The organism is Aequorivita echinoideorum (assembly GCF_018476645.1).
Classification (GTDB): domain Bacteria; phylum Bacteroidota; class Bacteroidia; order Flavobacteriales; family Flavobacteriaceae; genus Aequorivita; species Aequorivita echinoideorum.
Genome location: NZ_JAHCTB010000003.1, coordinates 245,439 through 267,540, shown reverse-complemented (window position 1 = coordinate 267,540; position 22,102 = coordinate 245,439). Strand labels below are relative to the sequence as shown.

Annotated in this window: 17 protein-coding genes; 15 read left to right on the top strand and 2 right to left on the bottom strand. The window is 39.6% G+C overall.

Annotated features, from left to right (window positions below; translation table 11 throughout):
* Positions 1–12 precede the first annotated feature (12 nt).
* Together KIV10_RS08005 and moaD are read right to left on the bottom strand one after the other, a co-directional pair.
* Positions 13–432 (bottom strand): molybdenum cofactor biosynthesis protein MoaE, encoded by a 420-nt coding sequence (locus KIV10_RS08005; protein WP_214112985.1) that lies wholly within the window; start codon positions 430–432, stop codon positions 13–15.
* Entirely contained in the window at positions 432–671 is a 240-nt protein-coding gene (gene moaD, locus KIV10_RS08000; RefSeq protein ID WP_214112984.1) for a molybdopterin converting factor subunit 1, read from the bottom strand. The genes KIV10_RS08005 and moaD overlap by 1 nt, the downstream gene beginning before the upstream one ends.
* A gap of 363 nt (positions 672–1,034) precedes the next feature.
* Here moaD and KIV10_RS07995 point away from each other — a divergent pair, with 363 nt between their 5' ends.
* The 15 genes from KIV10_RS07995 to KIV10_RS07925 all read left to right on the top strand — a co-directional run bounded on the left by KIV10_RS07995 (position 1,035) and on the right by KIV10_RS07925 (position 22,095).
* A complete protein-coding gene (locus KIV10_RS07995; RefSeq protein WP_214112983.1) occupies positions 1,035–2,054 on the top strand; it encodes an XdhC family protein in 1,020 nt (339 codons plus the stop codon).
* A 12-nt stretch (positions 2,055–2,066) separates the two neighbouring features.
* On the top strand, positions 2,067–2,666 hold the full coding sequence (locus tag KIV10_RS07990; RefSeq protein ID WP_214112982.1) for a nucleotidyltransferase family protein: 600 nt from the start codon (positions 2,067–2,069) through the stop codon (positions 2,664–2,666).
* A gap of 263 nt (positions 2,667–2,929) precedes the next feature.
* Complete coding sequence (locus tag KIV10_RS07985; protein WP_214112981.1) at positions 2,930–3,346, top strand: HYC_CC_PP family protein; 417 nt, start codon at positions 2,930–2,932, stop codon at positions 3,344–3,346.
* Between the two features lie 108 nt (positions 3,347–3,454).
* A complete protein-coding gene (locus tag KIV10_RS07980) occupies positions 3,455–7,234 on the top strand; it encodes an efflux RND transporter permease subunit (RefSeq protein ID WP_214112980.1) in 3,780 nt (1,259 codons plus the stop codon).
* A complete protein-coding gene (locus KIV10_RS07975) occupies positions 7,231–8,466 on the top strand; it encodes a TolC family protein (protein ID WP_214112979.1) in 1,236 nt (411 codons plus the stop codon). The genes KIV10_RS07980 and KIV10_RS07975 overlap by 4 nt, the downstream gene beginning before the upstream one ends.
* Positions 8,467–8,480: 14 nt before the next feature.
* Positions 8,481–9,107 (top strand): DUF3347 domain-containing protein, encoded by a 627-nt coding sequence (locus tag KIV10_RS07970; RefSeq protein ID WP_214112978.1) that lies wholly within the window; start codon positions 8,481–8,483, stop codon positions 9,105–9,107.
* Positions 9,108–9,171: 64 nt separating this feature from the next.
* Positions 9,172–9,627, top strand: coding sequence for a heme-binding domain-containing protein (locus KIV10_RS07965; RefSeq protein WP_214112977.1), 456 nt, complete (start codon positions 9,172–9,174; stop codon positions 9,625–9,627).
* Between the two features lie 86 nt (positions 9,628–9,713).
* Complete coding sequence (locus tag KIV10_RS07960) at positions 9,714–10,937, top strand: permease (RefSeq protein ID WP_214112976.1); 1,224 nt, start codon at positions 9,714–9,716, stop codon at positions 10,935–10,937.
* Positions 10,938–10,939: 2 nt separating this feature from the next.
* Positions 10,940–11,506, top strand: a complete 567-nt coding sequence (locus tag KIV10_RS07955) for a helix-turn-helix domain-containing protein (protein WP_214112975.1) — start codon at positions 10,940–10,942, stop codon at positions 11,504–11,506.
* A gap of 84 nt (positions 11,507–11,590) precedes the next feature.
* Positions 11,591–11,911, top strand: a complete 321-nt coding sequence (locus tag KIV10_RS07950; RefSeq protein ID WP_214112974.1) for a four-helix bundle copper-binding protein — start codon at positions 11,591–11,593, stop codon at positions 11,909–11,911.
* A gap of 361 nt (positions 11,912–12,272) precedes the next feature.
* Complete coding sequence (locus tag KIV10_RS07945; RefSeq protein WP_214112973.1) at positions 12,273–14,771, top strand: heavy metal translocating P-type ATPase; 2,499 nt, start codon at positions 12,273–12,275, stop codon at positions 14,769–14,771.
* A gap of 16 nt (positions 14,772–14,787) precedes the next feature.
* Entirely contained in the window at positions 14,788–15,270 is a 483-nt protein-coding gene (locus tag KIV10_RS07940; protein WP_214112972.1) for a DUF305 domain-containing protein, read from the top strand.
* Between the two features lie 62 nt (positions 15,271–15,332).
* The gene (locus KIV10_RS07935; protein ID WP_214112971.1) at positions 15,333–17,123 is read left to right on the top strand and encodes an efflux RND transporter periplasmic adaptor subunit; all 1,791 of its coding nucleotides are present in this window, start codon (positions 15,333–15,335) and stop codon (positions 17,121–17,123) included.
* 88 nt (positions 17,124–17,211) lie between these two features.
* Positions 17,212–17,583 (top strand): hypothetical protein, encoded by a 372-nt coding sequence (locus KIV10_RS07930; protein WP_214112970.1) that lies wholly within the window; start codon positions 17,212–17,214, stop codon positions 17,581–17,583.
* Between the two features lie 96 nt (positions 17,584–17,679).
* Positions 17,680–22,095: a CusA/CzcA family heavy metal efflux RND transporter gene (locus KIV10_RS07925; RefSeq protein WP_214112969.1), complete on the top strand. Its 4,416-nt coding sequence runs from the start codon at positions 17,680–17,682 to the stop codon at positions 22,093–22,095.
* Positions 22,096–22,102 lie beyond the last annotated feature (7 nt).

Here is a 22,102-nt window from a genome sequence, read left to right as displayed (position 1 = left end):
AGTTGTGGTATTTTAAGGATGTGGAGTTACCCAGACTTCATCTGTATTTTCAAAAAATTCCTTTTTCCAAATGGGCACACGTTCTTTCAATGTGTCTATTAAGTATCGGCAAGCTGTAAAGCAATCATCACGGTGAGGGGAGGAGGCACCGACCAAAACTACGGCTTCCTCAACATTTTTTTTGCCAACAGCGTGTTGTAGGATAATGCTATTCAGATTCCATCTTTTTGTGGCCTCATCGGCAATCTTGTGCATTTCTTTTACGGCCATGGTTTCATACGTTTCAAAGAACAACGAGTTTACTGTTTGCTGTTGCGTTTGTTCCCTCACAGTGCCAATAAATACGCAGATTCCGCCACTGGCCGGATGTGATAATTCCGAATAAATTTTGGAAATATCTATAGAATCGACAATTTCAATTTTCTTTTTCATTATCCTCCGCTCACTGGTGGTATTATGGCAACTTCATCTCCCGTTGAAATTTTGTGATCATCCTCTGCATATTCTTCGTTTACGGCAATAGCCAATGAAGATAGTTTTGAGGCTTCCGGGTATCTTTCCTTGAAAACTTTTTTTAGCTCGCCCACATTTTTTGCTTCAGAAAATTCCGAAGCATCCAAAACGCTTTTTCCAGCGATTTCTTTGGCAATTCCAAAAAGCAAGATTTTCATTTTTTATTGTAAATATAAGGTCTCTCCACCAGAAATAAATATAAAGTTTCCACAATTTCAAAAATTGAGGCTTAAGAGACGGCATATAATTGATTAATGAATTTCTAATTTCAGTTTTGGTTTTAAAGTTGTAAATTCTTGGGGCAAAATGCGCTATCATGAAACGGGAATTTACTTTATACGTGAATAAAAAATAGCAAAATATTATTTTTGAAAAAGATCCCCTCCTTTTTTTAAAGCTTCCGGCATTCGGGTTCGGGATTTGCCTATTAAAAACCAGGCAAAAGCAAATTAATTTTACTGAAATTTATTTAGCGACCGTTTTGGCATATTCATTTGGCGTATAATAGTACCTTTAAATTTATGACACACGAATTCAAAAAAATACTTGATATTGCTGTAATCAATCAAAACCGGGGACTTAAAAACGTACTTGCTACGGTGGTTTATTTAGACGGATCTTCCTACAGAAAACCGGGAGTGCGTATGTTAATTGCTGAAGACGGTACAATGACGGGAGCGGTAAGCGGCGGTTGTGTTGAGAAAGAAGTTCTGCTTCAATCAAAAACAGTTTTCAAAAATGAAATTCCGAAAGTGATTACCTATGATGGCCGATATAGATTAGGCTGCGAGGGTATTCTTTATATCTTGCTTGAACCTTTTAAGGTAGAAATGCTTCTTTACAAGAGAATCAAAAAATTGATTGAAAATCGAAAGGAATTTCAACTCATATCTTCTTTCGCCAAGCAAGAAACGAGCAATTCAGAATTTGGTACTGAATTATATTTTGAAGAAAATAAAATCGGGCAATTTCACCAGAATAAAATCGAAGATCACAACCACAAAAAGTGGTCAAGTTTTATAGAAACCCTGCCCGCGCTTTCGCAAATTTTTATTTTTGGCGCGGAACACGATGCAGTAAAATTATGCGCCGCCGCGGCACTTTTAGGTTGGGATGTGAAAATTGTGGCTTCCCCAAAAGATCCAAAAACGGTTGAAAATTTTACGGGTGCAACACAAATTTTTCATTTCAACCCACAAGAGGATTATGGTTTCACCATCGATGCTTCCACAGCAATTGTTTTGATGAACCACAATTACGCGCGCGATCTCCATTTTTTATTGACGCTTAAAAATTCAAACCCTTTCTATATCGGGATTTTGGGGTCTGCAGACCGAAAAGAAAAATTGATGGGCGAATTGATGGAAGTTCCCGATTTGGATATTGATTTCTTGGACAGAATTTACAGTCCTGCGGGTATTGACATTGGAGCCGTTACACCAGAGGAAATCTCAGTCTCTATTTTGTCTGAAATACTCGCAATTAAAAGAAGGAAGGAAATACCTTCATTGAGAGACAAAACTGGCAAAGTTCATTCTTAAATTGAAAAAACTTTGAAAAAAATAGGTATTATTATACTTGCGGCAGGTGCTTCAAAAAGGATGAAGCGCAAGAAACAAATGCTGCCTTTTAAAGAAACAACTTTACTGGGGAACGCTTTGGAAATTGCCAAAATGACCTCTGCTTCAAGAATTATTTGTGTGTTGGGCGCGCATTTCAATGAAATTTTGAATAACCATAATTTCGAAAATATCGAGGTTTTGGAAAATAAAAATTGGGAACAAGGTCTGGGTAGTAGTCTTGCTGTTGGTACAGAATTTCTTCAAAAAAAACATCATGAAATTGATGGGATTCTGATTATGCTCGCAGATCAACCTTTTGTGAATTCAGCTTATTTGAATAAACTTATAAACACGTTCAGCAACATGGAAGAAGGTATTCTTGCTACCAATTATAGCGATCACGCTGGAGTGCCAGCTATTTTCCCGCGAAAATTTTATACCGATTTAAATAAACTTAAGGGAGATGAAGGTGCAAAATCCATTCTTCAAAAATATACCGATTCCGTTAAAATTTCAAAATATCAAACTGATACAACTGATATCGACACGCCTGCGGCCTATGAAAATGCAATCAAACAAAAAACCCCGTGAAAATTCACAGGGTTTTCTAAAACTTCAGCGGAGAAAGAGGAACTATCCATATTATTCTAAAACATTGTTTTTAAATATATTACAAAAATGTTTATTCATTTACGCACCTATTTACGCACCAGTTAATTAATCCTGTAAATTTCTGAAATGTAGATGCTTTGTGATAAATTCAAAGTTTTAAATTTTTATGTATTGTATTTGTAATTATAAAACAAAATGTTAAAAACAAATTTTTCTATACATTATTTTATAATTTCGTAGAAATGAAAAAATTTTTCCATAAAGTATTGTCAATGCTAATGGCATTTGTAGTCTTGTTTTCTACAATGTCATTTACGCTCAATATGCATTATTGTGGAGAAACTTTAGTGGCGACCTCTTTTTTTGAAAGTGTTGAGTCCTGCGGAATGGAAATAGCAAAATCAAAACTTCCTAACGGTTGTTCAATGGAAAAACCGGATTGCTGTAAAAATGAGCAGTCACTCATTAAAGGACAGGACGAACTTAAACTGAATTTCGATAAAATTTCATTTGACCAGCATATTTTTGTTGCTGCTTTCTTCCACACGTACAGTGCCCTTTTTGAATCAACCGAAGAAATTAGACCGTCCTTACCAGCATACCCACCGCCCAATATAGTCAGGCATATCTACAAACTTGACGAGAGTTATTTAATTTGATTTTTAAACATTAGAACCAAAAATCCTATGGAGTTTATCCATTAGGATAATTTGTCGTATTCGGTATTTTCCAAATACTTATTTCTAATTGTTTAACAATCAATGCCAATGCTAAATAAAAGCATCAAATTTCTTATAGAAAACAAACTCTTTGCTGTCTTACTGCTCGTCGCATTTGTCGGGTTCGGGACGGTGTACGCACCCTTTAATTGGAATACAGGTATTTTGCCATCAGACCCTGTGGCGGTTGATGCCATTCCGGACATAGGCGAAAACCAACAAATTGTTTTTACCAAATGGGACGGACGTTCACCACAGGATATTGAGGACCAAATTACCTATCCTCTAACCACCACATTGTTAGGCATTCCAGGCGTGAAAACCATCCGGAGTTCTTCAATGTTTGGATTTTCCAGTATTTACATCATTTTTGAAGAGGATATCGAATTTTACTGGAGCCGTAGCCGTATCCTCGAAAAACTTAATTCCCTACCTAGCGGATTATTGCCCGAAGGTGTAAATCCGGCTTTGGGTCCCGATGCCACAGGATTGGGACAAATATTTTGGTACACCCTAGAGGGTCGTGATAAAGATGGCAACGTTACAGGGGGATGGGATTTACAGGAATTGCGGAGTATTCAGGATTATTATGTGAAATACGCCTTGGCATCTGCAAGTGGTGTTTCAGAGGTGGCTTCCATTGGCGGCTATGTAAAGGAATATCAAATTGACGTGAACCCCGAATTGATGCGACAATACAATATTGGACTTGCACAAGTGGTCAAAGCGGTAAAAGAAAGCAATCGGGACATTGGCGCACAAACTTTGGAAATCAATCAAGCAGAATATCTTGTGCGTGGTTTGGGTTATGTAAAATCAGTCGCAGATATTGAAAATGCTGTCGTTACTTCTGAAAATTTTACATCCATTAAAATTAGTGATATTGCCAAAGTGACACTTGGACCTGCAACACGTCGTGGAATTTTAGACAAGGAAGGTGCCGAAGTTGTAGGTGCGGTTGTGGTGGCTCGATACGGAGCAAATCCTTTAGCGGTAATCAATAACGTAAAAGAAAAAATCAATGAGTTGAGTACTGGCTTGCCTTCAAAAGTGTTGGCAGATGGCAGAACTTCGCAAGTTACTATTGTTCCTTTTTATGACCGAACAGAACTCATACAGGAAACTTTGGGTACACTCAACGAGGCGTTAACACTCGAAATTCTCATAACCATTTTGGTAATTATCGTAATGGTTTTTAATCTTCGAGCATCGGTACTCATATCCGGACTCTTACCTGTGGCGGTGTTGATGGTCTTCATTGCAATGAAATTTTTTGGTGTGGATGCCAACATCGTAGCGCTTTCGGGTATCGCCATCGCCATCGGGACAATGGTGGATGTGGGCATCATCCTTTCAGAAAATATCATAAGGCATCTGGATGAGGACGATAAAACTACGCCAATAAACACAGTGGTTTACAACGCTACCGCCGAAGTTTCCGGCGCCATCGTAACGGCAGTGATGACAACCATCATCAGTTTCATTCCCGTATTCACAATGATTGGTGCTGAAGGCAAATTGTTCAGACCCTTGGCATTTACCAAAACCTTTGCATTAACGGCATCTATCATAATAGCGTTATTTTTGATACCACCATTCGCTGCGTTTTTCTTCAAAAGCAGGAATATCCGAAAAACAGCCAATTACGGCATTAGCAGTCTGTTGATTTTGGCAGGGTTTATTGCGGTCATTTTTGGCCATTGGATTGGCCTTATCCTTATTGGCTTTGGTTTTGTGGCTTTGGCGGTTTTAAAAGAAAAAATTTCAAAGGAAAGGTCAAACAAATTCAACATATATCTTTCCGCAGCTGCCATTGTCTTTCTGTTGGCTGAATATTGGAGGCCGTTGGGCGTGGATAAAAGCGTTTTTTGGAACCTCATTTTTGTAGGCATCATTTGTTTTGGTCTTTTGGCAGGCTTTTCACTATTTAAAAACTATTATACGAGAATTTTGAAATGGGCATTGGAAAACAAATTGCTGTTTTTAACTATTCCTACGACACTTTTGATATTTGGTTTTTATATTTATAAGAATACCGGAAAAGAATTTATGCCTTCCCTAAATGAAGGTTCATTCCTGTTAATGCCCACCTCTATGCCGCACGCAGGTATTGAGGAAAACAAACGGGTCTTGCAGCAATTGGATATGGCGGTAGCAAGCATTCCCGAAATCGAAACCGTTGTTGGAAAATCCGGAAGAACGGAATCCGCACTCGACCCAGCACCTTTGTCAATGTACGAAAACGTAATTCAGTACAAATCTGAATATATGTTGAATGATGATGGAAAACGGCAACGTTTTAAGGTAAACGATGATGGGTTTTTTATGCTGAAGGATAACACTTTAGTTGAAAATCCCAACAGTCCCGTTGGTTCTGAAAAAGTTGAAAACGTCCGAAATAATGGGAAGAAAATTTCAATAACGGTCGATATCTCTTCGGAAAAATTAATTCCTGATGATGACGGCGAGTTCTACCGAAACTGGCGACCCGAAATCAATTCGCCCAATGATATTTGGAACGAAATTGTAAGGGTCACTAAATTTCCAGGCGTTACCTCTGCCCCAAAACTGCAACCCATAGAAACCCGTTTGGTTATGTTGCAGACAGGAATGCGCGCCCCAATGGGCATTAAGGTTAAAGGTCAGGATTTAAAACAGATTGAAGCCTTTGGGGTTCAGTTGGAAGGAATTTTAAAACAAGCGGAGGGTGTAAAACAGGAAGCCGTATTTGCAGACCGAATCGTGGGCAAACCCTATTTGCTGATTGATATCAATAGGGAAAAATTGGCACGTTATGGCGTTACTATAGAGGAAGTTCAAAATGTCCTGAAAGTTGCCGTGGGCGGAATGGTGTTGACCCAAACCGTTGAAGGCAGGGAGCGCTATGGCGTTCGGGTGCGCTATCCTCGTGAATTGCGTGGCGACCCATCAGACTTGCAAGATATTTATGTGCCTGTTGAAAAGGGAAGCCCCGTTCCATTGAGCGAATTGGCAACCATTCGATACGAACAAGGTCCGCAAGTCATTAAAAGTGAAGATACCTTTTTGGTGGGTTATGTCTTATTTGACAAACGCGATGGTTTTGCCGAAGTGAATGTCGTGGAAAATGCACAGGCACTCATCCAAAATAAAATTGACGCGGGCGAATTGACTGTTCCCAAAGGCATCAGCTATCAATTTACAGGTACTTATGAAAACCAATTACGTGCAGAAAAAACGCTGTCCATTATCGTTCCTTTGGCACTTGCGGTCATCTTTTTGATTTTATATTTCCAGTTCCGTTCGGTGTCCACAACCTTGATGGTATTTACAGGGATTGCAGTCGCTTTTGCGGGTGGTTTTGTAATGATTTGGTTCTATGGTCAAGATTGGTTCTTGAACTTCAACTTTTTTGGCGAAAATCTGCGCGACCTTTTCAATATCCGCACGGTCAATTTGAGCGTCGCGGTTTGGGTAGGTTTTATTGCTCTTTTTGGTATTGCAACGGATGATGGCGTGGTAATGGCGACCTATCTCACACAGACCTTCGACAAAAACGACCCGACCGATAAAGCGGAAATAAGACAATCCACGTTGGAAGCTGCTTCCAAAAGAATCCGTCCTTGTTTGATGACGACTGTTACCACTATTTTGGCATTGTTGCCTGTATTGACTTCCACAGGAAAAGGAAGTGATATTATGATACCGATGTCCATTCCCATCTTTGGCGGAATGTTGCTCGATACCACATCGTATTTCCTTGTGCCTGTCCTGTACAGTTGGAGGAAGGAACGAATTGCGAAAAGAAAACTGAAAGCAGAATCACGAACTATAACCATAGAAAAATGATAAAAAAGAAAATATATATAAGGCTGGCTTTGTTTTTCGGAATTGGTCTTTCAGCTATAAATAGTTTTGGTCAGGACTTACAGACTTACATAGACGAAGCCATTACCAACAGTCCGGAAATCCAAAAGTTTCAATTGCGTTATGATATTGCATCTGAAAAAGTGAATGAAGCCAATTGGATTCCAAACACCGAATTCAGTGTTGGTTATTTTGTTAGCGAGCCCGAAACACGAGTTGGTGCGCAGCGTGCTCGCTTTTCGGTTAAACAGATGTTGCCTTGGTTTGGAACTATCACCGCAAGGGAAAATTATGCCACTTCAATGGCGGATGCAGATTTTGTGGAAGTCACGATAGCAAAACGAAAATTGGCCCTTTCTGTTTCACAGTTCTATTTCCAGCTTTATGAAATAAGGGCGAAACAGAAAGTTCTTGACCAAAATATTGCATTGTTGCAAACGTATGAAAAACTTGCGCTGACTTCTGTAGAAGTTGGAAAAGCTTCTGCCGTTGATGTACTGCGATTACAGATTCGACAAAATGAGCTGCAACAGGAAAAAGAAGTCTTGCAAGAACAAAATAATGGCATACAGGCCGCTATGAACAGTTTGATGAATCGCGGTTACGACAAGGAAATTTCGGTTGTTGAAAGTTTAGAAATTCCGATGGAAGATATGCAGCTTTCTTTTGAAGCACTTTCCGTAAATCCGGAATTGCTCAAATTCGATAAGTTGTATGAATCGGTCGCAAAATCGGAACTGCTTAACCTGCGTGAAAGCCAACCAAAGTTCGGTATTGGTGTCGATTACTTACCCGTTGCGGCAAGACAAGATATGGATTTCATTGATAACGGAAAGGATATTTTGATGCCTATGGTTTCAATTACGATTCCAATTTTCAACAATCGCTATAAGTCCATTACCAAACAGAATGAGTTGCGCCAACAGGAAATCCAGTCGCAAAAAGACGAACGATTGAACGGATTGGAATCTGAATTGGCAAAAGCGATTTCACAGCGAAACCAAGCACGAATAAAGTTTGAGACACAATCAAAAAACCTTCAGCAAGCAAAGGATGCCGAGGAAATCCTGATAAAAAATTATGAAACGGGAACGATAGATTTTAATGATGTGCTGGACATTCAGGAATTGCAGTTGAAGTTTCAAATCAATCAAATAGAATCCATAAAAATGTATTTCGAACAATCCACCATTATCAATTATTTAACCAATTAAAAATCAAAAACAAAATGAAAAATGTAAAAGTAACAACAGCAATTTTGGCAATGGCCTTCGTAAGCCTAACAGCAATGTCCTGTAAAGACGGTAAAAAAGAAAAATCAGAAGATGCGATGCATTCTGAAATGTCCTCTGAAGAAGGCCATCACCACGATGAGGGAATGGAACACGATGAAATGGAAGGTTCTAATGATTCAATGGATTCTGAAGCGCAAGCCTCTGATGCCAAGCAAGTAATGGCAGATTATATGGAGCTGAAAAATGCATTGGTTGCCACCAATAAGGACGATGCCGCAAAAGCCGGCAAAAAATTGGAAAGCACCTTAAATGGCTTTGATGTGAGCGGTTACACAGCCGAACAGCAAACAGAATTGAAGGACATCATCGCAGATGCCAAGGAACACGCCGAGCATATCGGCAAAAGTGAAATGGACCACCAACGTGAGCATTTCAAGACTTTGAGCAAGGATATGATGGATATGGTCGCCATTACGGGAACTGAAAATACCTTGTACCAACAATTTTGTCCAATGTATGATGGTGGAAGTGCTTGGTTAAGTATGGAAAAAGAGATAAAAAACCCATACTACGGCAGCAAAATGATGGCCTGCGGTAAAGTGCAGAAGGAAATTAATTAATCATAACCTTCAAGGCATTTTCCGCCCTTCCGGGGTTAGCTTGTAGGTTTAATTCAATGACTGAATGAAAATCCTAAAAACCATAGCGCTCATTTTATTGATAGCTTTTATAGCAATCCAATTCTTTCCAACTGAAAGAAACGAAAGTGATGTGATTCCAAAAACCGATTTTCTGTTGGTAAACAATCCACCGGAAAATATCGGTACACTATTGAAGGAATCCTGCTATGATTGCCACAGTAACAATACCGAATATCCGTGGTACAATAAAATGCAACCTGCCGCTTGGTTTTTGGAAGAACATATAAAGGAAGGAAAGGCAGAGCTTAATTTTAATGAATGGGAAAATTATTCAGACAGAAGAAAAAACAGCAAATTAAAATCCATCATCAACCAGATTAAGGATGATGAAATGCCTTTGTCGTCCTATACTTTGTTTCATCGGGATGCGATTTTATCAGATGCTGAAAAGAAAACCTTGATTGATTATATGACTAAAATAAAAGATAGTTTAGAGTAAAGTCCTGATGTGGGAAGGGAATGGAATTTTTTTCATTGTTGATTAGTTAAAACCCTTCCCAAGTCAGGCACAAAAAAGAGTATAGTATGGAAAACTTTCTAAAACAATGGGGTGAGGCAGCCTATACCACCACTGGATTTTTCTGGATGGCACTATGGGCTTTTGCACTTGGTTATATCATCAGCAGTATGATTCAGGTTTTTGTGACCGAAAAAAAGATGCAGGAAACAATGGGGGAAAATGAAGGCAAAGGCGTTTTGCTCGGCACATTTTTCGGCTTTATCAGCAGTTCGTGCAGTTTTGCGGCATTGGCATCAACAAAGTCACTTTTCAAAAAAGGGGCGAGTTTTGTGTCGTCAATAGCTTTTCTATTGGCATCAACCAATTTGGTTATCGAACTTGGAATTATCATTTCCATCTTTCTGGGTTGGCAATTTGTTGTTGGAGAATATGTGGGTGGAATTCTATTAATACTTATTTCTTGGTTATTGATTCGATTGATAAATCCAAAAAAACTCATTGAGAAAGCGCGAAAAAACCTAAAGGATAAGGACGATGATGATATGGACGGTTCCAAATCGTGGAAAAAGAAAATTCAGTCGGAAAAAGGATGGGCAAAGGTTTCAAAACAATACGGGATGGAATGGAAAATGGTCTGGAAAGACGTTACCGTTGGCTTTACCATTGCGGGAATCGTAGCGGCTTTTGTACCGGATTCCTTCTTTCAAACCTTGTTTATCAATAGTGGGAACGGAAATACCGACTTTACCTTTTTTCAAATCCTCGAACACATAATTGTTGGTCCAGTTGCTGCATTTTTAACCTTTATTGGTTCAATGGGAAATATTCCTTTGGCTGCTTTATTGTTTGGTAAAGGTGTAAGTTTTGCGGGCGTTATGGCTTTTATTTTTAGTGATTTGGTAGTGTTTCCAATACTTCGTATCAATGCCAAATATTATGGTTGGAAAATGTCGCTTTTCATTTTGTTCTTGTTGTTCACAGCACTTATCGGCGCGTCCTTGCTTTTACATTATTCATTCGATTTATTGAGCATTCTGCCAGATCCATCACAAGTAAAAATTCAGGATAGCGAATACTTTAAGTTAGATTATACCTTCTTTTTGAACATCGCTTTTATGGTATTATCCGGCTTTTTGATTTATCTCGGTTTTTTCAAAAGGAAAGATGTAAAACAAATGAAGGAAATGGCACCCAAAAGCCAACTGCTGGAAAACATCCTAAAATATGCCGCATTAGTAAGCTACTTGTGGCTTGCGGGCGGATTGATTGTGAAATTTTTTATTTACTGATTATGACAAAAACACTTCACATAAAAAATATGGTCTGCGATAGATGTATCAAAGTGCTAAAAACCGAAATAAAATCTCATAATATAAAACTTTTGGATATCGAATTGGGAAGTGTTCAAATTGATATCAATTCTGATAATGACTTACAGGTAATACAAAATATTTTAAACGATAATGGCTTCGAACTTATAGCCACACCTTATGAAAAAATAAGGGAAGACGTCAAAATCAATCTTATAAAATTGTTGAACAAATTACCACTCAATTTGGAAGGTAATTTATCGGAATACCTTTCAAGTCAAATGAATCAAGACTATGCTAAAATCAGCAAGGTTTTTTCAGTAACTGAAGGATTGACCATTGAAAAATATTTTATCAAAATGAAAATTGAAAAAGTCAAGGAATTGATACAGATTCCAACATATAATTTCACAGAAATAAGTCAGCTTTTGGATTACAGTCATATCAATCATTTAAGCCGACAATTTAAAAGTGAAACGGGAGTGAGCCTTTCAAAGTACAAGGTAGCGCAGAAAAATTTTAGAAATTCATTGGACAAAATTAGTTAGATAACAACCATAATAATGACACTATCTTAACGAGAAAGACCATAATTTTATAGTAATAATTATTAATCTTAAATCATATAAAAAATGAAAAAACAAAATCTTATTGATGCTTTATACAATTGTATTGCAGCTTGTAACACCTGTGCAAGTGCCTGTTTGGGCGAGGAAAATGTAAAAATGATGGCAGACTGTATTCGTACCGATATTATCTGTGCCGAAATTTGTGCCACCACCGCAAAATTGGTAGCAATGGATTCATCTTTTGCAAAAGAAATGGTTGCATTATGCCAAAAAGCTTGTAAAGAATGTGGCGATGAATGTGCCAAGCACGACCACGACCATTGCAAAAAATGTGCAGAAGCGTGCAGAAAATGTGAAGATGCCTGTAAAACTTATGCAGCGTAATTCGCAAACAAATAATTCCCTGCTTTTCACGGCGGGGAATTTTTAGATTTATTGTATGAATTTAAAAAATGAAAAACTACGACACTCTTTCCGAAGCAATTAAAGATTTACAATCAACTGGATATATGTATGACTTTAATTAATGTTCGGATCATATTGAATGCAGTGCTTTAAAACTAAAATTATATCCAGAAGATTTCAAGGTGGACGAGATGTATCGCTTTGAAGGTATGAGCAGTACCGACGACAATAGTATACTGTTTGCTATACATTCTAAAAAAGGGTTTAAAGGCTTGTTGGTAGATGCTTACGGAGTTTATGCTGAAAATTTCGGAAGCAATGCGAAAAAAATTAAGATAATATGAAACACACCTATCACATACACGGAATGACCTGCAACGGTTGCCGAAGCCACGTAGAAAGTACACTTTCAAAAGTTGAAGGTGTAACTTCTGCCTCGGTCAATTTGGAAAAGGCCGAAGCAACCATAGAAATGCAAAACCATATTCCATTGGAAAAGTTTCAAGAAGCCTTAAAAAATGACGGTGGGCGTTATGGCATCCATAATGTTGGAGAACATCATCATTCCGAAGACGCAAAAGTAGAAAAACCAAAAGGCAAAGGAACTGGAACTTTTTACTGCCCAATGCACTGCGAAGGCCATAAAACCTATAATAAACCGGGCGATTGCCCTGTCTGCGGAATGGACTTGGTGGAAGAGCAAAATCTGTCGGCAACAACGTCCGAACAATGGACCTGCCCAATGCATCCAGAAATCGTAAAGGATGGACCGGGGGCCTGCCCAATCTGTGGGATGGATTTGGTACCGATGCAGCCTGATATTTCTTCAGAAGAAAAAACCTATCAAAAACTGCTCAAGAAATTTTGGATTGCAGTCGCTTTTACCTTGCCCATTTTCCTAATGGCAATGAGCGAAATGATTCCCAACAATCCATTATACCAAGTAATGGAACAGAAGTATTGGAACTGGATTCAATTTGCCTTATCGATACCTGTGGTTTTTTATGCTACTTGGATGTTCTTTGAACGGGCTTATAGAAGTATAAAAACGTGGAATCTCAATATGTTCACCTTAATCGGTATTGGCGCAGGCGCAGCGTGGTTGTTCAGCGTTTTCGGAATGTTCTTTCCCGATTTCTTTCCTGTTCAATTTAAAACTGAATCTGGCGCAGTACACGTCTATTTTGAAGCTGCAACGGTTATTTTAACCTTGGTGTTGTTGGGTCAGGTTCTCGAAGCTCGTGCACACAGCAAAACAAATTCCGCCGTCAAGGAATTGTTGAAACTCGCACCAAACAAAGCTATTTTGGTTAAAGATGGAAAGGAAGAAGAAGTTACGATTGATTCAATTAAGTTAGGAGATATCCTTCGCGTAAAACCCGGCGACAAAATTCCGGTTGACGGTGTCATTTCCGAAGGAAATACATCAGTTGACGAATCTATGATTACGGGAGAACCCATTCCCGTAAGCAAAAGTGAAGGTGACAAAGTAAGCAGCGGAACTATCAACGGCAACCAATCGTTTTTAATGAAAGCCGAAAAAGTAGGTTCAGATACCTTGCTTTCCCAAATCATCCAAATGGTCAATAACGCCAGTCGCAGTCGTGCGCCCATCCAAAAATTGGCAGATACGGTTTCGGGATATTTTGTACCTATTGTGGTGCTTGTTTCAATCATCACATTCATTGTATGGGCAATTTTTGGTCCCGAACCTGTTTATGTCTATGCTTTTGTAAATGCAATAGCTGTACTCATCATCGCTTGTCCGTGTGCACTCGGTCTCGCTACACCAATGTCTGTGATGGTTGGGGTTGGAAAAGGTGCTCAAAATGGTGTGCTGATTAAAAATGCGGAAGCCCTCGAAGAAATGGACAAAGTAGATACCTTGATTATCGATAAAACCGGAACCATAACCGAAGGAAAACCAACCGTTGAAAAGATTGGTGCTTTTGGGATGGAATTTTCTGAAAATGAAGTATTGCAACACATTGTTTCCCTTAACAATATGAGTGAACATCCACTCGCTGAAGCTACCGTGAAATATGGTAAAGAGCAGAAAGTTGAAGTTTTAAATTCTGAAAACTTTAGTGCCGTAACCGGAAAAGGTGTTGAAGGAACGGTAAACGGAAAAAAGGTTGCCTTGGGCAACGCAAAAATGATGGAATATGCCGAGGCTCAATTGACTTCTGAAATGGAAACCGAAGCGCAAAGCTTTCAAAAGCAGGGAAAAACAGTTTCCTATTTGTCAATCGATTCAAAAGTTGTGGGATATGTGGTCATCGGCGATAAAATAAAAGGAACCAGTGCCAAGGCAATTAAAGCACTTCAGGATAAGGGAATTGCAGTAATTATGCTCACTGGCGATAATCACGACACCGCCCAAGCGGTCGCAAAGGAACTAAACCTTGCCGATTTTAAAGCAGGAATGCTGCCCGAAAACAAACTGCAAGAGGTAGAAAAATTACAGAACAACGGAAAAATTGTTGCAATGGCTGGCGACGGCATTAACGATGCCCCAGCTTTGGCAAAAAGCGATGTGGGCATCGCAATGGGAACAGGAACGGACGTTGCCATCGAAAGTGCGATGATAACTTTGGTAAAGGGCGATTTGCACGGCATCGTAAAGGCAAGGGATTTAAGTCATAGTGTGATGCGAAACATTAAGCAAAATCTGTTTTTTGCACTGGGTTACAATATTTTAGGAATCCCAATAGCAGCAGGTGTTCTCTTTCCTGTGTTCGGATTGTTATTGTCGCCTATGATAGCAGCTTTGGCAATGAGCTTTAGCTCGGTTTCGGTCATTGCAAATTCCTTACGATTAAGAAATATTAAGCTATAATTAAAACTCAAAAACTATGGAACATTCAAATCAACACAAAAGCAAAGGCAATTACACAAAATTCATTTTGATGCTCGTCGCATCTTTTATCGCGATGTACATCACAATGTACCTAAATACGTATCAAATTGACCACGTTTACTTTAGCCTCACACGTTTCTATATGAGTTGTTTGGGCATTGCCTGTATGGCAGTAATAATGTGGTTTTTTATGCGGAAAATGTACCAAAACAAGAAAAAAAACATCGCAATTTTGTTGGGAAGTTTAGTGCTTTTTGTTAGCGCACTTGGCTTGGTAAGGGCTCAAAGTCCTATTATTGGAGATATCCTTTGGATGAAGGCAATGATTCCCCATCACTCAATTGCAATTTTAACGAGTGAAAGAGCTGACATAAAAGATCCAGAGGTCAGAAAATTGGCAGATGACATTATTGAAGCACAACGTAAAGAAATAGGCGAAATGAAAGAAATGATAAAACGTTTGGAAGCCGCAAAATAAATCACACACCAAACCTGCAAGGTGTTGCCGAAGGCCACCTTGTAGGTTTAAACAATTTAATTATGAAAAAATACATCATCTACATCGCCATTTTGGCCGCTGGTTTAATATTGGGCTATGTCTTTTTCGGCAAGTCTGCTGAAGAAAACTCAAACACCAAGGATGTGTCCGATATGTCGGACAGTACCAACGAACAAAACCAAATGTGGACCTGCTCAATGCACCCACAGATTATGCAGCCCGAACCCGGCGACTGTCCCATCTGCGGGATGGACTTGATTCCTGCCGAAACTGGTGCAGACGGACTCGCAATGAACGAAATAAAAATGACCGAAAACGCAATGGCATTGGCGAATATCCAAACCACAATTGTTGGCAATGTTTCAGGAACAGATGAAAATACAATGCAGCTTTCCGGAAAGATAATGGCGAACGAAGAGGCCAATGCAGTTCAAGCAAGTTATTTTGAAGGCCGTATTGAAAAACTGAACGTCAATTTTACGGGCGAGGAAGTGCGAAAAGGGCAATTATTGGCAACAATCTATGCGCCAACACTTGTTGCAGCACAGCAGGAATTGTTGACAGCAGCAAGTATGAAGGAATCACAACCTGCCTTGTATAAAGCCGTCCGTAACAAATTAAAATTGTGGAAATTGTCTGAAAGCCAAATCAACCAAATTGAAAGTTCTGGCAAAGTGCGTGAAATTTTCCCCATTTATGCCACGGTTTCGGGTACAGTTTCCCAAAAAATGGCAGAAGAAGGTGACTATGTAAAGCAAGGCCAGCCCATTGTAAAAGTAAGCGATTTGGCAACCGTTTGGGCGATGTTTGATGCCTACGAACGTCAAATTTCACAATTAAAGGAAGGACAGAAAATAAATGTTACTACCAACGCTTATCCCAACAAGGAATTTGAGGCAACTGTTTCGTTTATTGACCCAGTTTTAAATACAAAATCTAGAACAGTTTCGGTTCGAGCCACCTTGAACAATAAAGAAGATTTATTGAAACCCGGAATGTTCGTTACGGCAAAAGTACAGATGTCAAAAGGAAATAAAATGGATTCGCAAATAACGGTCCCGGCTACTGCGGTTATGTGGACAGGCGAACGCTCATTGGTATATATCAAAACAAACCCAAACGAGCCCGTTTTTGAAATGCGGGAAGTTACTTTAGGTACTAAAAATGGCGATGTTTATTCCATTACCGAAGGGCTTAAAAATGGGGATGAAGTAGTAACGAACGGCACATTTACAGTAGATGCCGCCGCACAATTACAAGGCAAAAAATCTATGATGAACACCCAAGGAGGCAAAACAATGACAGGTCACGAAGTACATTTGGGTATGGAAAATGCCAATGGCAATTCAACAACAGACCATTTCCAAATGACCAAGCGTCTGGAAGTTTCCTCTAAATTCAAGGAACAGCTCAATACTGTTTTTGAAAACTATGTTTCAGTGGATAAAGCACTTGTAAATGATGATGCCGAAACAGCAAAAAAATCAGCAAACGGGTTGCAAAAAAGTATTGAAAAAGTGGATATGAAATTATTGAAGGATGATGCACATAAACACTGGATGACTCTGGAAAAAGAATTGAAGGCATCCACAAGTGCCATAGCCAACACTTCGGATATCAAAAAACAACGGGAACATTTCATTCATTTATCCGCACATTTAATCAATGCCGTAAAAACCTTTGGCATCAACCAAAAAGTATATGTGGATTTTTGTCCAATGGCAAACAATAACTTGGGTGCCTATTGGTTGAGTAAGGATATGGACATCCGTAATCCTTATTTTGGTTCTGATATGTTGAATTGTGGTAGTGTAACAGATGAAATTGAATAGAATTAGACACATATAGATTTTGCACACCAGTTGCATTTCAATTTTTGTATATTTGTCAAGCTTTATGAAAATCATCGTTTCCATAACAATGTCATTCCTATTCCTTTTTCAAGGAATAGCGGCCAATATGGAAGTTTGTGAGCAATTAGAAGAATTATCACACTTCGTTGCCCATTATCAAGAACATAAAGAGGTTGATGGCTATTCCTTTATAAAATATGTTTATGAAGATTACATCAACGACGATGGAACATCTGAAGACCATCATCAGGATTCAGACCACGAGGATGTACCTATCCATACAAGCCATCAATGTTGCCAGCATTTTGTATTCTTCGCGCCATTTCAGCCAACATTAATTACTGATGTTTCCTTTGAGGCGCAAAATCAATTTAATTTCTACACATTTCATCTAAATTCCAGATATCTGGAATCCCTTTTTCAACCCCCACGAGTTTAATAAAAATATCTGCAACGGCAGGTATCTTATAAATTATTGTTGCCCATATCAATCGTGGTCAACTTACTACTATTTATAATTCATTAAACTTTTTCTATGATTAACAAAATCATTTCATTTTCCATTAATAACAAGTTTATTATTGGGCTCTTTATAGTGGCATTGGTAGGTACAGGCATTTGGTCTATGGCCACTATAAATCTGGGTTCTGTACCCGATATTACCAATAATCAAGTGCAAGTTATTACCGTTGCCCCAAATTTAGGGACTGAAGATATTGAGCAATTTGTAACCTATCCGGTAGAATTGGCAATGGCAAACCTTCCTGATGTTATCGAGTTGCGTTCCGTTTCCCGTTTTGGTCTTTCTGTGGTTACCATTGTTTTTAAGGACGAGGCAGGCACTTATCTTCCCCGGCAATTGGTGCAAGAAAAATTGACCGAAGTCGCTGGAGAAATCCCCGAAGGCTTCGGCACGCCATTTATGGCACCCATTACTACAGGTTTGGGCGAAATCTACCAATACACCTTAAAATTAAAAGAAGGCTACGAAGATAAATATGATGCAATGGAGCTTCGTACCATACAGGATTGGATTGTAAAACGCCAAATGGCATTAGTCCCTGGAGTGGTAGAGGTCAATGCTTTTGGAGGCTATGTGAAACAATATGAAGTTGCCATAAATCCAAATAAGCTGAAAAGTTTTGGCATTACAATGAATCAGGTTTTTGAAGCCCTGAAAGTAAACAATGCCAATACTGGTGGTGCTTATATTGAAAAAAACCACCAAGCAAATTTCATTCGTGGCGAAGGCTTGGCGCGTAGCCTTGAAGATTTGGAAAACACCGTTGTAACCACACAAAACGGAAGCCCTGTTTTAGTGCGGAATGTCGCCGAAAAAGTGGGCTATGGGAATCAAGTGCGCTATGGTGCGTTTACCCAAGATGGACACGAAACGGTTGGGGGACAAATACTGATGCTGAAAGGCGAAAGCCCTGGTAACGTGGTCGAAAATGTGGAGAAGCGCATTGCAGAAATACAAAAATCCCTGCCGGAAGGCGTTTACATAGATACGTTTTTAAGTAGAAGTGAACTTATCGGAAGGACCACAAGCACCGTTGAAAAAAACCTTATTGAAGGTTCATTGATTGTGATTTTCGTTTTGGTCTTGCTTTTGGGAAGTTTCCGTGGTGGATTAATTACGGCTTCGGTAATCCCACTGTCATTACTCTTCGCCTTTATCTTGATGAAACAATTTGGCGTTTGGGCAAATTTAATGTCCTTGGGAGCAATCGATTTTGGAATCATCGTGGATGGTGCGGTAATCATTGTGGAAGGTATGGTGTTCCACATCCATCAACGGATGAAGAAAACCACAACTGCCATTGGCCAGCCAGAAATGGATGAAATAGCCTATGAATCAGCAAGCACGATGATGAATTCGGCTTTTTTCGGTCAGCTTATTATCCTTATCGTATTTACACCGATTCTCTTTTTGACTGGTGTAGAAGGAAAAATGTTCCGTCCAATGGCATTTACTTTCGGATTTGCGGTTTTGGGAGCCATTATCCTTTGTCTTACCTACGTGCCAATGATTTCGTCAATGTTCCTAAAGCCTGCCAAAAATCAGAATAGTTGGTTCGCCAAATTTGAAAACAGGATTGACGGTTTCAGCGATAAAATAATGTCAGGGTTGAACAGGGCGTATGTACCCTTGCTCAATTTCGCACTTCGCTTTAGGGCTGGTGTCATTATTGGTGCGGTAGGGCTGTTATTGATTGCAGGATTTATTTTCAGCAATATGGGTGGCGAATTCATACCTAAATTTGATGAGGGCGATATTGCATTTCAGGCTTTGATAAAACCAGGGAGCAGTCTTACGGAATCTATTGAAGCCTCAAAAAAACTTCAAAATTTAATCAATGAATTTCCTGAAGTAAAAACAGTGGTTTCAAGGATTGGTGTGGCCGAAATACCGACAGACCCAATGCCAATGGACATTGCCGATAGCTATATCATTCTTGAAAAGGATAAGAGCAAGTGGACTTCCGCAGATAGCAAAGAAGAACTCATAGAAAAAATACAGGAAAAAATTTCAGTTGTTCCCGGTGTAAATTTCGTGTTTACGCAACCTGTGGAGCTTCGTTTTAACGAATTGCTTACGGGTGTTCGTGAGGACGTGGCCATTAAATTGTACGGAGAAGATCTGGGCGTGTTGGCAGATAAGGTACAGGAAATTGCGGCAGTCATACGTAAAGTTCCCGGTGCCGCCGACCTCAATGTGGAAGCCACGAGTGGTTTACCACAAATGACTGTAGAATACAATCGTGCAAAAATGGCACAGTACGGAGTAACCGTTGATAAGCTGAATGATTATGTAAGTGCCGCCTTTTCAGGAGAAGCGGCAGGGGTGATTTTTGAAGGCGAAAAACGCTTTGATGTGGTCATTCGTTTGGCGAAGGACTTCAGACAGGACATCAATAGCCTTAAAAATTTATATATCGATTTACCAAACGGAGCGCAAGTGCCCTTAAAGGAAGTAGCGGACATCAGCTATAAGCCCGGTCCAATGCAGATTTCAAGGGACAATACCTCGCGTCGTATTTCGGTAGGGGTCAATGTTCGTGGGCGTGATGTAAAATCGATGGTCGAGGAGATACAGCAAAAACTGGAAACGGAAGTGAAACTGCCACCGGGTTATTTTGTAACCTACGGAGGTTCGTTTGAGAACCTGCAACGTGCATCAGACCGATTGATGATTGTAGTACCTATCGCTCTTTTCCTAATATTCATATTGCTCTACTTTGCGTTGAGCTCGTTTTCCCAATCACTAATGATTTATATGGCAGTTCCTTTGGCGGCCATTGGTGGCGTGTTTGCCCTTTGGATAAGGGGAATGCCTTTCAGTATTTCAGCGGGAGTCGGATTTATTGTGCTCTTTGGAGTAGCGGTATTGAACGGGTTGGTACTGATAAACAAATTCAATGAACTAAAAGAAAGTGGAATGACAGACTTAAAAAAACGAATATACGAAGCAACACACGAAAGGTTGCGACCAATTTTGCTAACCGCAACGGCGGCCATTATGGGCTTTATCCCAATGGCAATTTCTACCTCTGGTGGTGCTGAAGTACAGCGACCATTGGCAACGGTGGTTATTGGCGGATTGCTCACAGCAACATTTTTAACACTTGTAGTCCTTCCGGTATTGTACTATTGGTTGGAATCGAGAAAGGAACGAAACAATACTAATGGCGATGTAAGCTATATCAACAAATCCACGAACATTGTAACCGTGTTGTTGATGGTGGGTGGTTTGATGGCTTCCGGAACTGCGGTGGCCCAAGACACCAATCAAGATGTAACAATTCCAAAGACCTTGACGGTAGATGAAGCCATCGCTTTGGCAAAAAAGAATTATCCATCGCTTAAGGAAAGTGAAGCTTTTATTGAAAGGGAAAAGGCTATGAAAGGCACCAGTTTTGACCTTGGAAGCACCCAAGTTTTTACGGGCAAGGAAGAATATGGCAATAATCTTCCCGGGGTACAAACTACCATTGGTGTGCAACAGGGCAACATAGATTTGCTTTCTGGATTTTCAAAATCCAAGTTTTATAAAGAGCGCATTGCCTTGGGAGAGAAGTTTTACGTAGCGAGTGAGCAACAGTTGGTGCGCAATGTGATGCAAGCATACGACCACATTAATTATTACAAGGCACAGTTGCGTTTTGCAGACCAATTGGACAGTATTTATGCCAATTTCAAGACCGCTGCCCAACTTCGTTATGACACGGGAGAAACTGGTAAGTTGGAATTTATTTCAGCCTCTTCAGAGTTTCAACAGATTCAAGTGTTGAGGCAACAAGCCTATGATGATATTGAAATTGCCAAGCGTGCCCTAAAACAATATTTGGGAACAGATGAACCCATCGAAACGGTGGACGGTTTTTATGAGCCATTGGATTTTATGGCAACTTTGGATTCAACTTCGGTGGCAAACAACCCAATATTGCAATATGCGTTGCAGAAAGCCGAAGTAAGTAAAGCCAATGTGGGCGTTGAAAAATCGGAATTGCTGCCAAAATTCAGCTTTTCTTATGGACGGCAGGTTGTGGATGATGTTTCGGGATTCAATACCTATCAGGCAGGAATCAGTATTCCGTTGTGGTTTTTTCCGCAAAAATCACGGGTAAAGGCAGCCAAGGCAGATGCAATGATGGCAGAAAATCAATATTTGGAGCAAAAGGCAACCACCGAAAGTAGGGTGTCGCAATTGTTCAAATCCCTTGAAAAAACGCAGAAAATATTGCAGTATTATGAAGAAGGCGCATTGCTTTTGGCGGAAGAACAAATAACAACCGCAGAACTGGCATCCAAGGAAGGCGAAATAGATTATGTGAACTATATCACCATCCTTAACAGTGCCATCAGGATAAAGCAAACACATTTGGAATATATCAATCAATACAACCAACAGGCCATTGAGGTGCAGTACCAATTGGGCAATCTATAATCTTAAA

What these genes read in the sequence shown, in the direction of transcription:
- moaD (WP_214112984.1), bottom strand. Translation starts at nt 671, where the DNA reads ATGAAAATCTTGCTTTTTGGAATTGCCAAAGAAATCGCTGGAAAAAGC.
- KIV10_RS07930 (WP_214112970.1), top strand. Translation starts at nt 17,212, where the DNA reads ATGTCATTCCTATTCCTTTTTCAAGGAATAGCGGCCAATATGGAAGTT.
- KIV10_RS07960 (WP_214112976.1), top strand. Translation starts at nt 9,714, where the DNA reads ATGGAAAACTTTCTAAAACAATGGGGTGAGGCAGCCTATACCACCACT.
- KIV10_RS07945 (WP_214112973.1), top strand. Translation starts at nt 12,273, where the DNA reads ATGAAACACACCTATCACATACACGGAATGACCTGCAACGGTTGCCGA.
- KIV10_RS07925 (WP_214112969.1), top strand. Translation starts at nt 17,680, where the DNA reads ATGATTAACAAAATCATTTCATTTTCCATTAATAACAAGTTTATTATT.
- KIV10_RS07980 (WP_214112980.1), top strand. Translation starts at nt 3,455, where the DNA reads ATGCTAAATAAAAGCATCAAATTTCTTATAGAAAACAAACTCTTTGCT.
- KIV10_RS07975 (WP_214112979.1), top strand. Translation starts at nt 7,231, where the DNA reads ATGATAAAAAAGAAAATATATATAAGGCTGGCTTTGTTTTTCGGAATT.
- KIV10_RS07995 (WP_214112983.1), top strand. Translation starts at nt 1,035, where the DNA reads ATGACACACGAATTCAAAAAAATACTTGATATTGCTGTAATCAATCAA.
- KIV10_RS08005 (WP_214112985.1), bottom strand. Translation starts at nt 432, where the DNA reads ATGAAAAAGAAAATTGAAATTGTCGATTCTATAGATATTTCCAAAATT.
- KIV10_RS07935 (WP_214112971.1), top strand. Translation starts at nt 15,333, where the DNA reads ATGAAAAAATACATCATCTACATCGCCATTTTGGCCGCTGGTTTAATA.
- KIV10_RS07940 (WP_214112972.1), top strand. Translation starts at nt 14,788, where the DNA reads ATGGAACATTCAAATCAACACAAAAGCAAAGGCAATTACACAAAATTC.
- KIV10_RS07955 (WP_214112975.1), top strand. Translation starts at nt 10,940, where the DNA reads ATGACAAAAACACTTCACATAAAAAATATGGTCTGCGATAGATGTATC.
- KIV10_RS07970 (WP_214112978.1), top strand. Translation starts at nt 8,481, where the DNA reads ATGAAAAATGTAAAAGTAACAACAGCAATTTTGGCAATGGCCTTCGTA.
- KIV10_RS07950 (WP_214112974.1), top strand. Translation starts at nt 11,591, where the DNA reads ATGAAAAAACAAAATCTTATTGATGCTTTATACAATTGTATTGCAGCT.
- KIV10_RS07985 (WP_214112981.1), top strand. Translation starts at nt 2,930, where the DNA reads ATGAAAAAATTTTTCCATAAAGTATTGTCAATGCTAATGGCATTTGTA.
- KIV10_RS07965 (WP_214112977.1), top strand. Translation starts at nt 9,172, where the DNA reads ATGAAAATCCTAAAAACCATAGCGCTCATTTTATTGATAGCTTTTATA.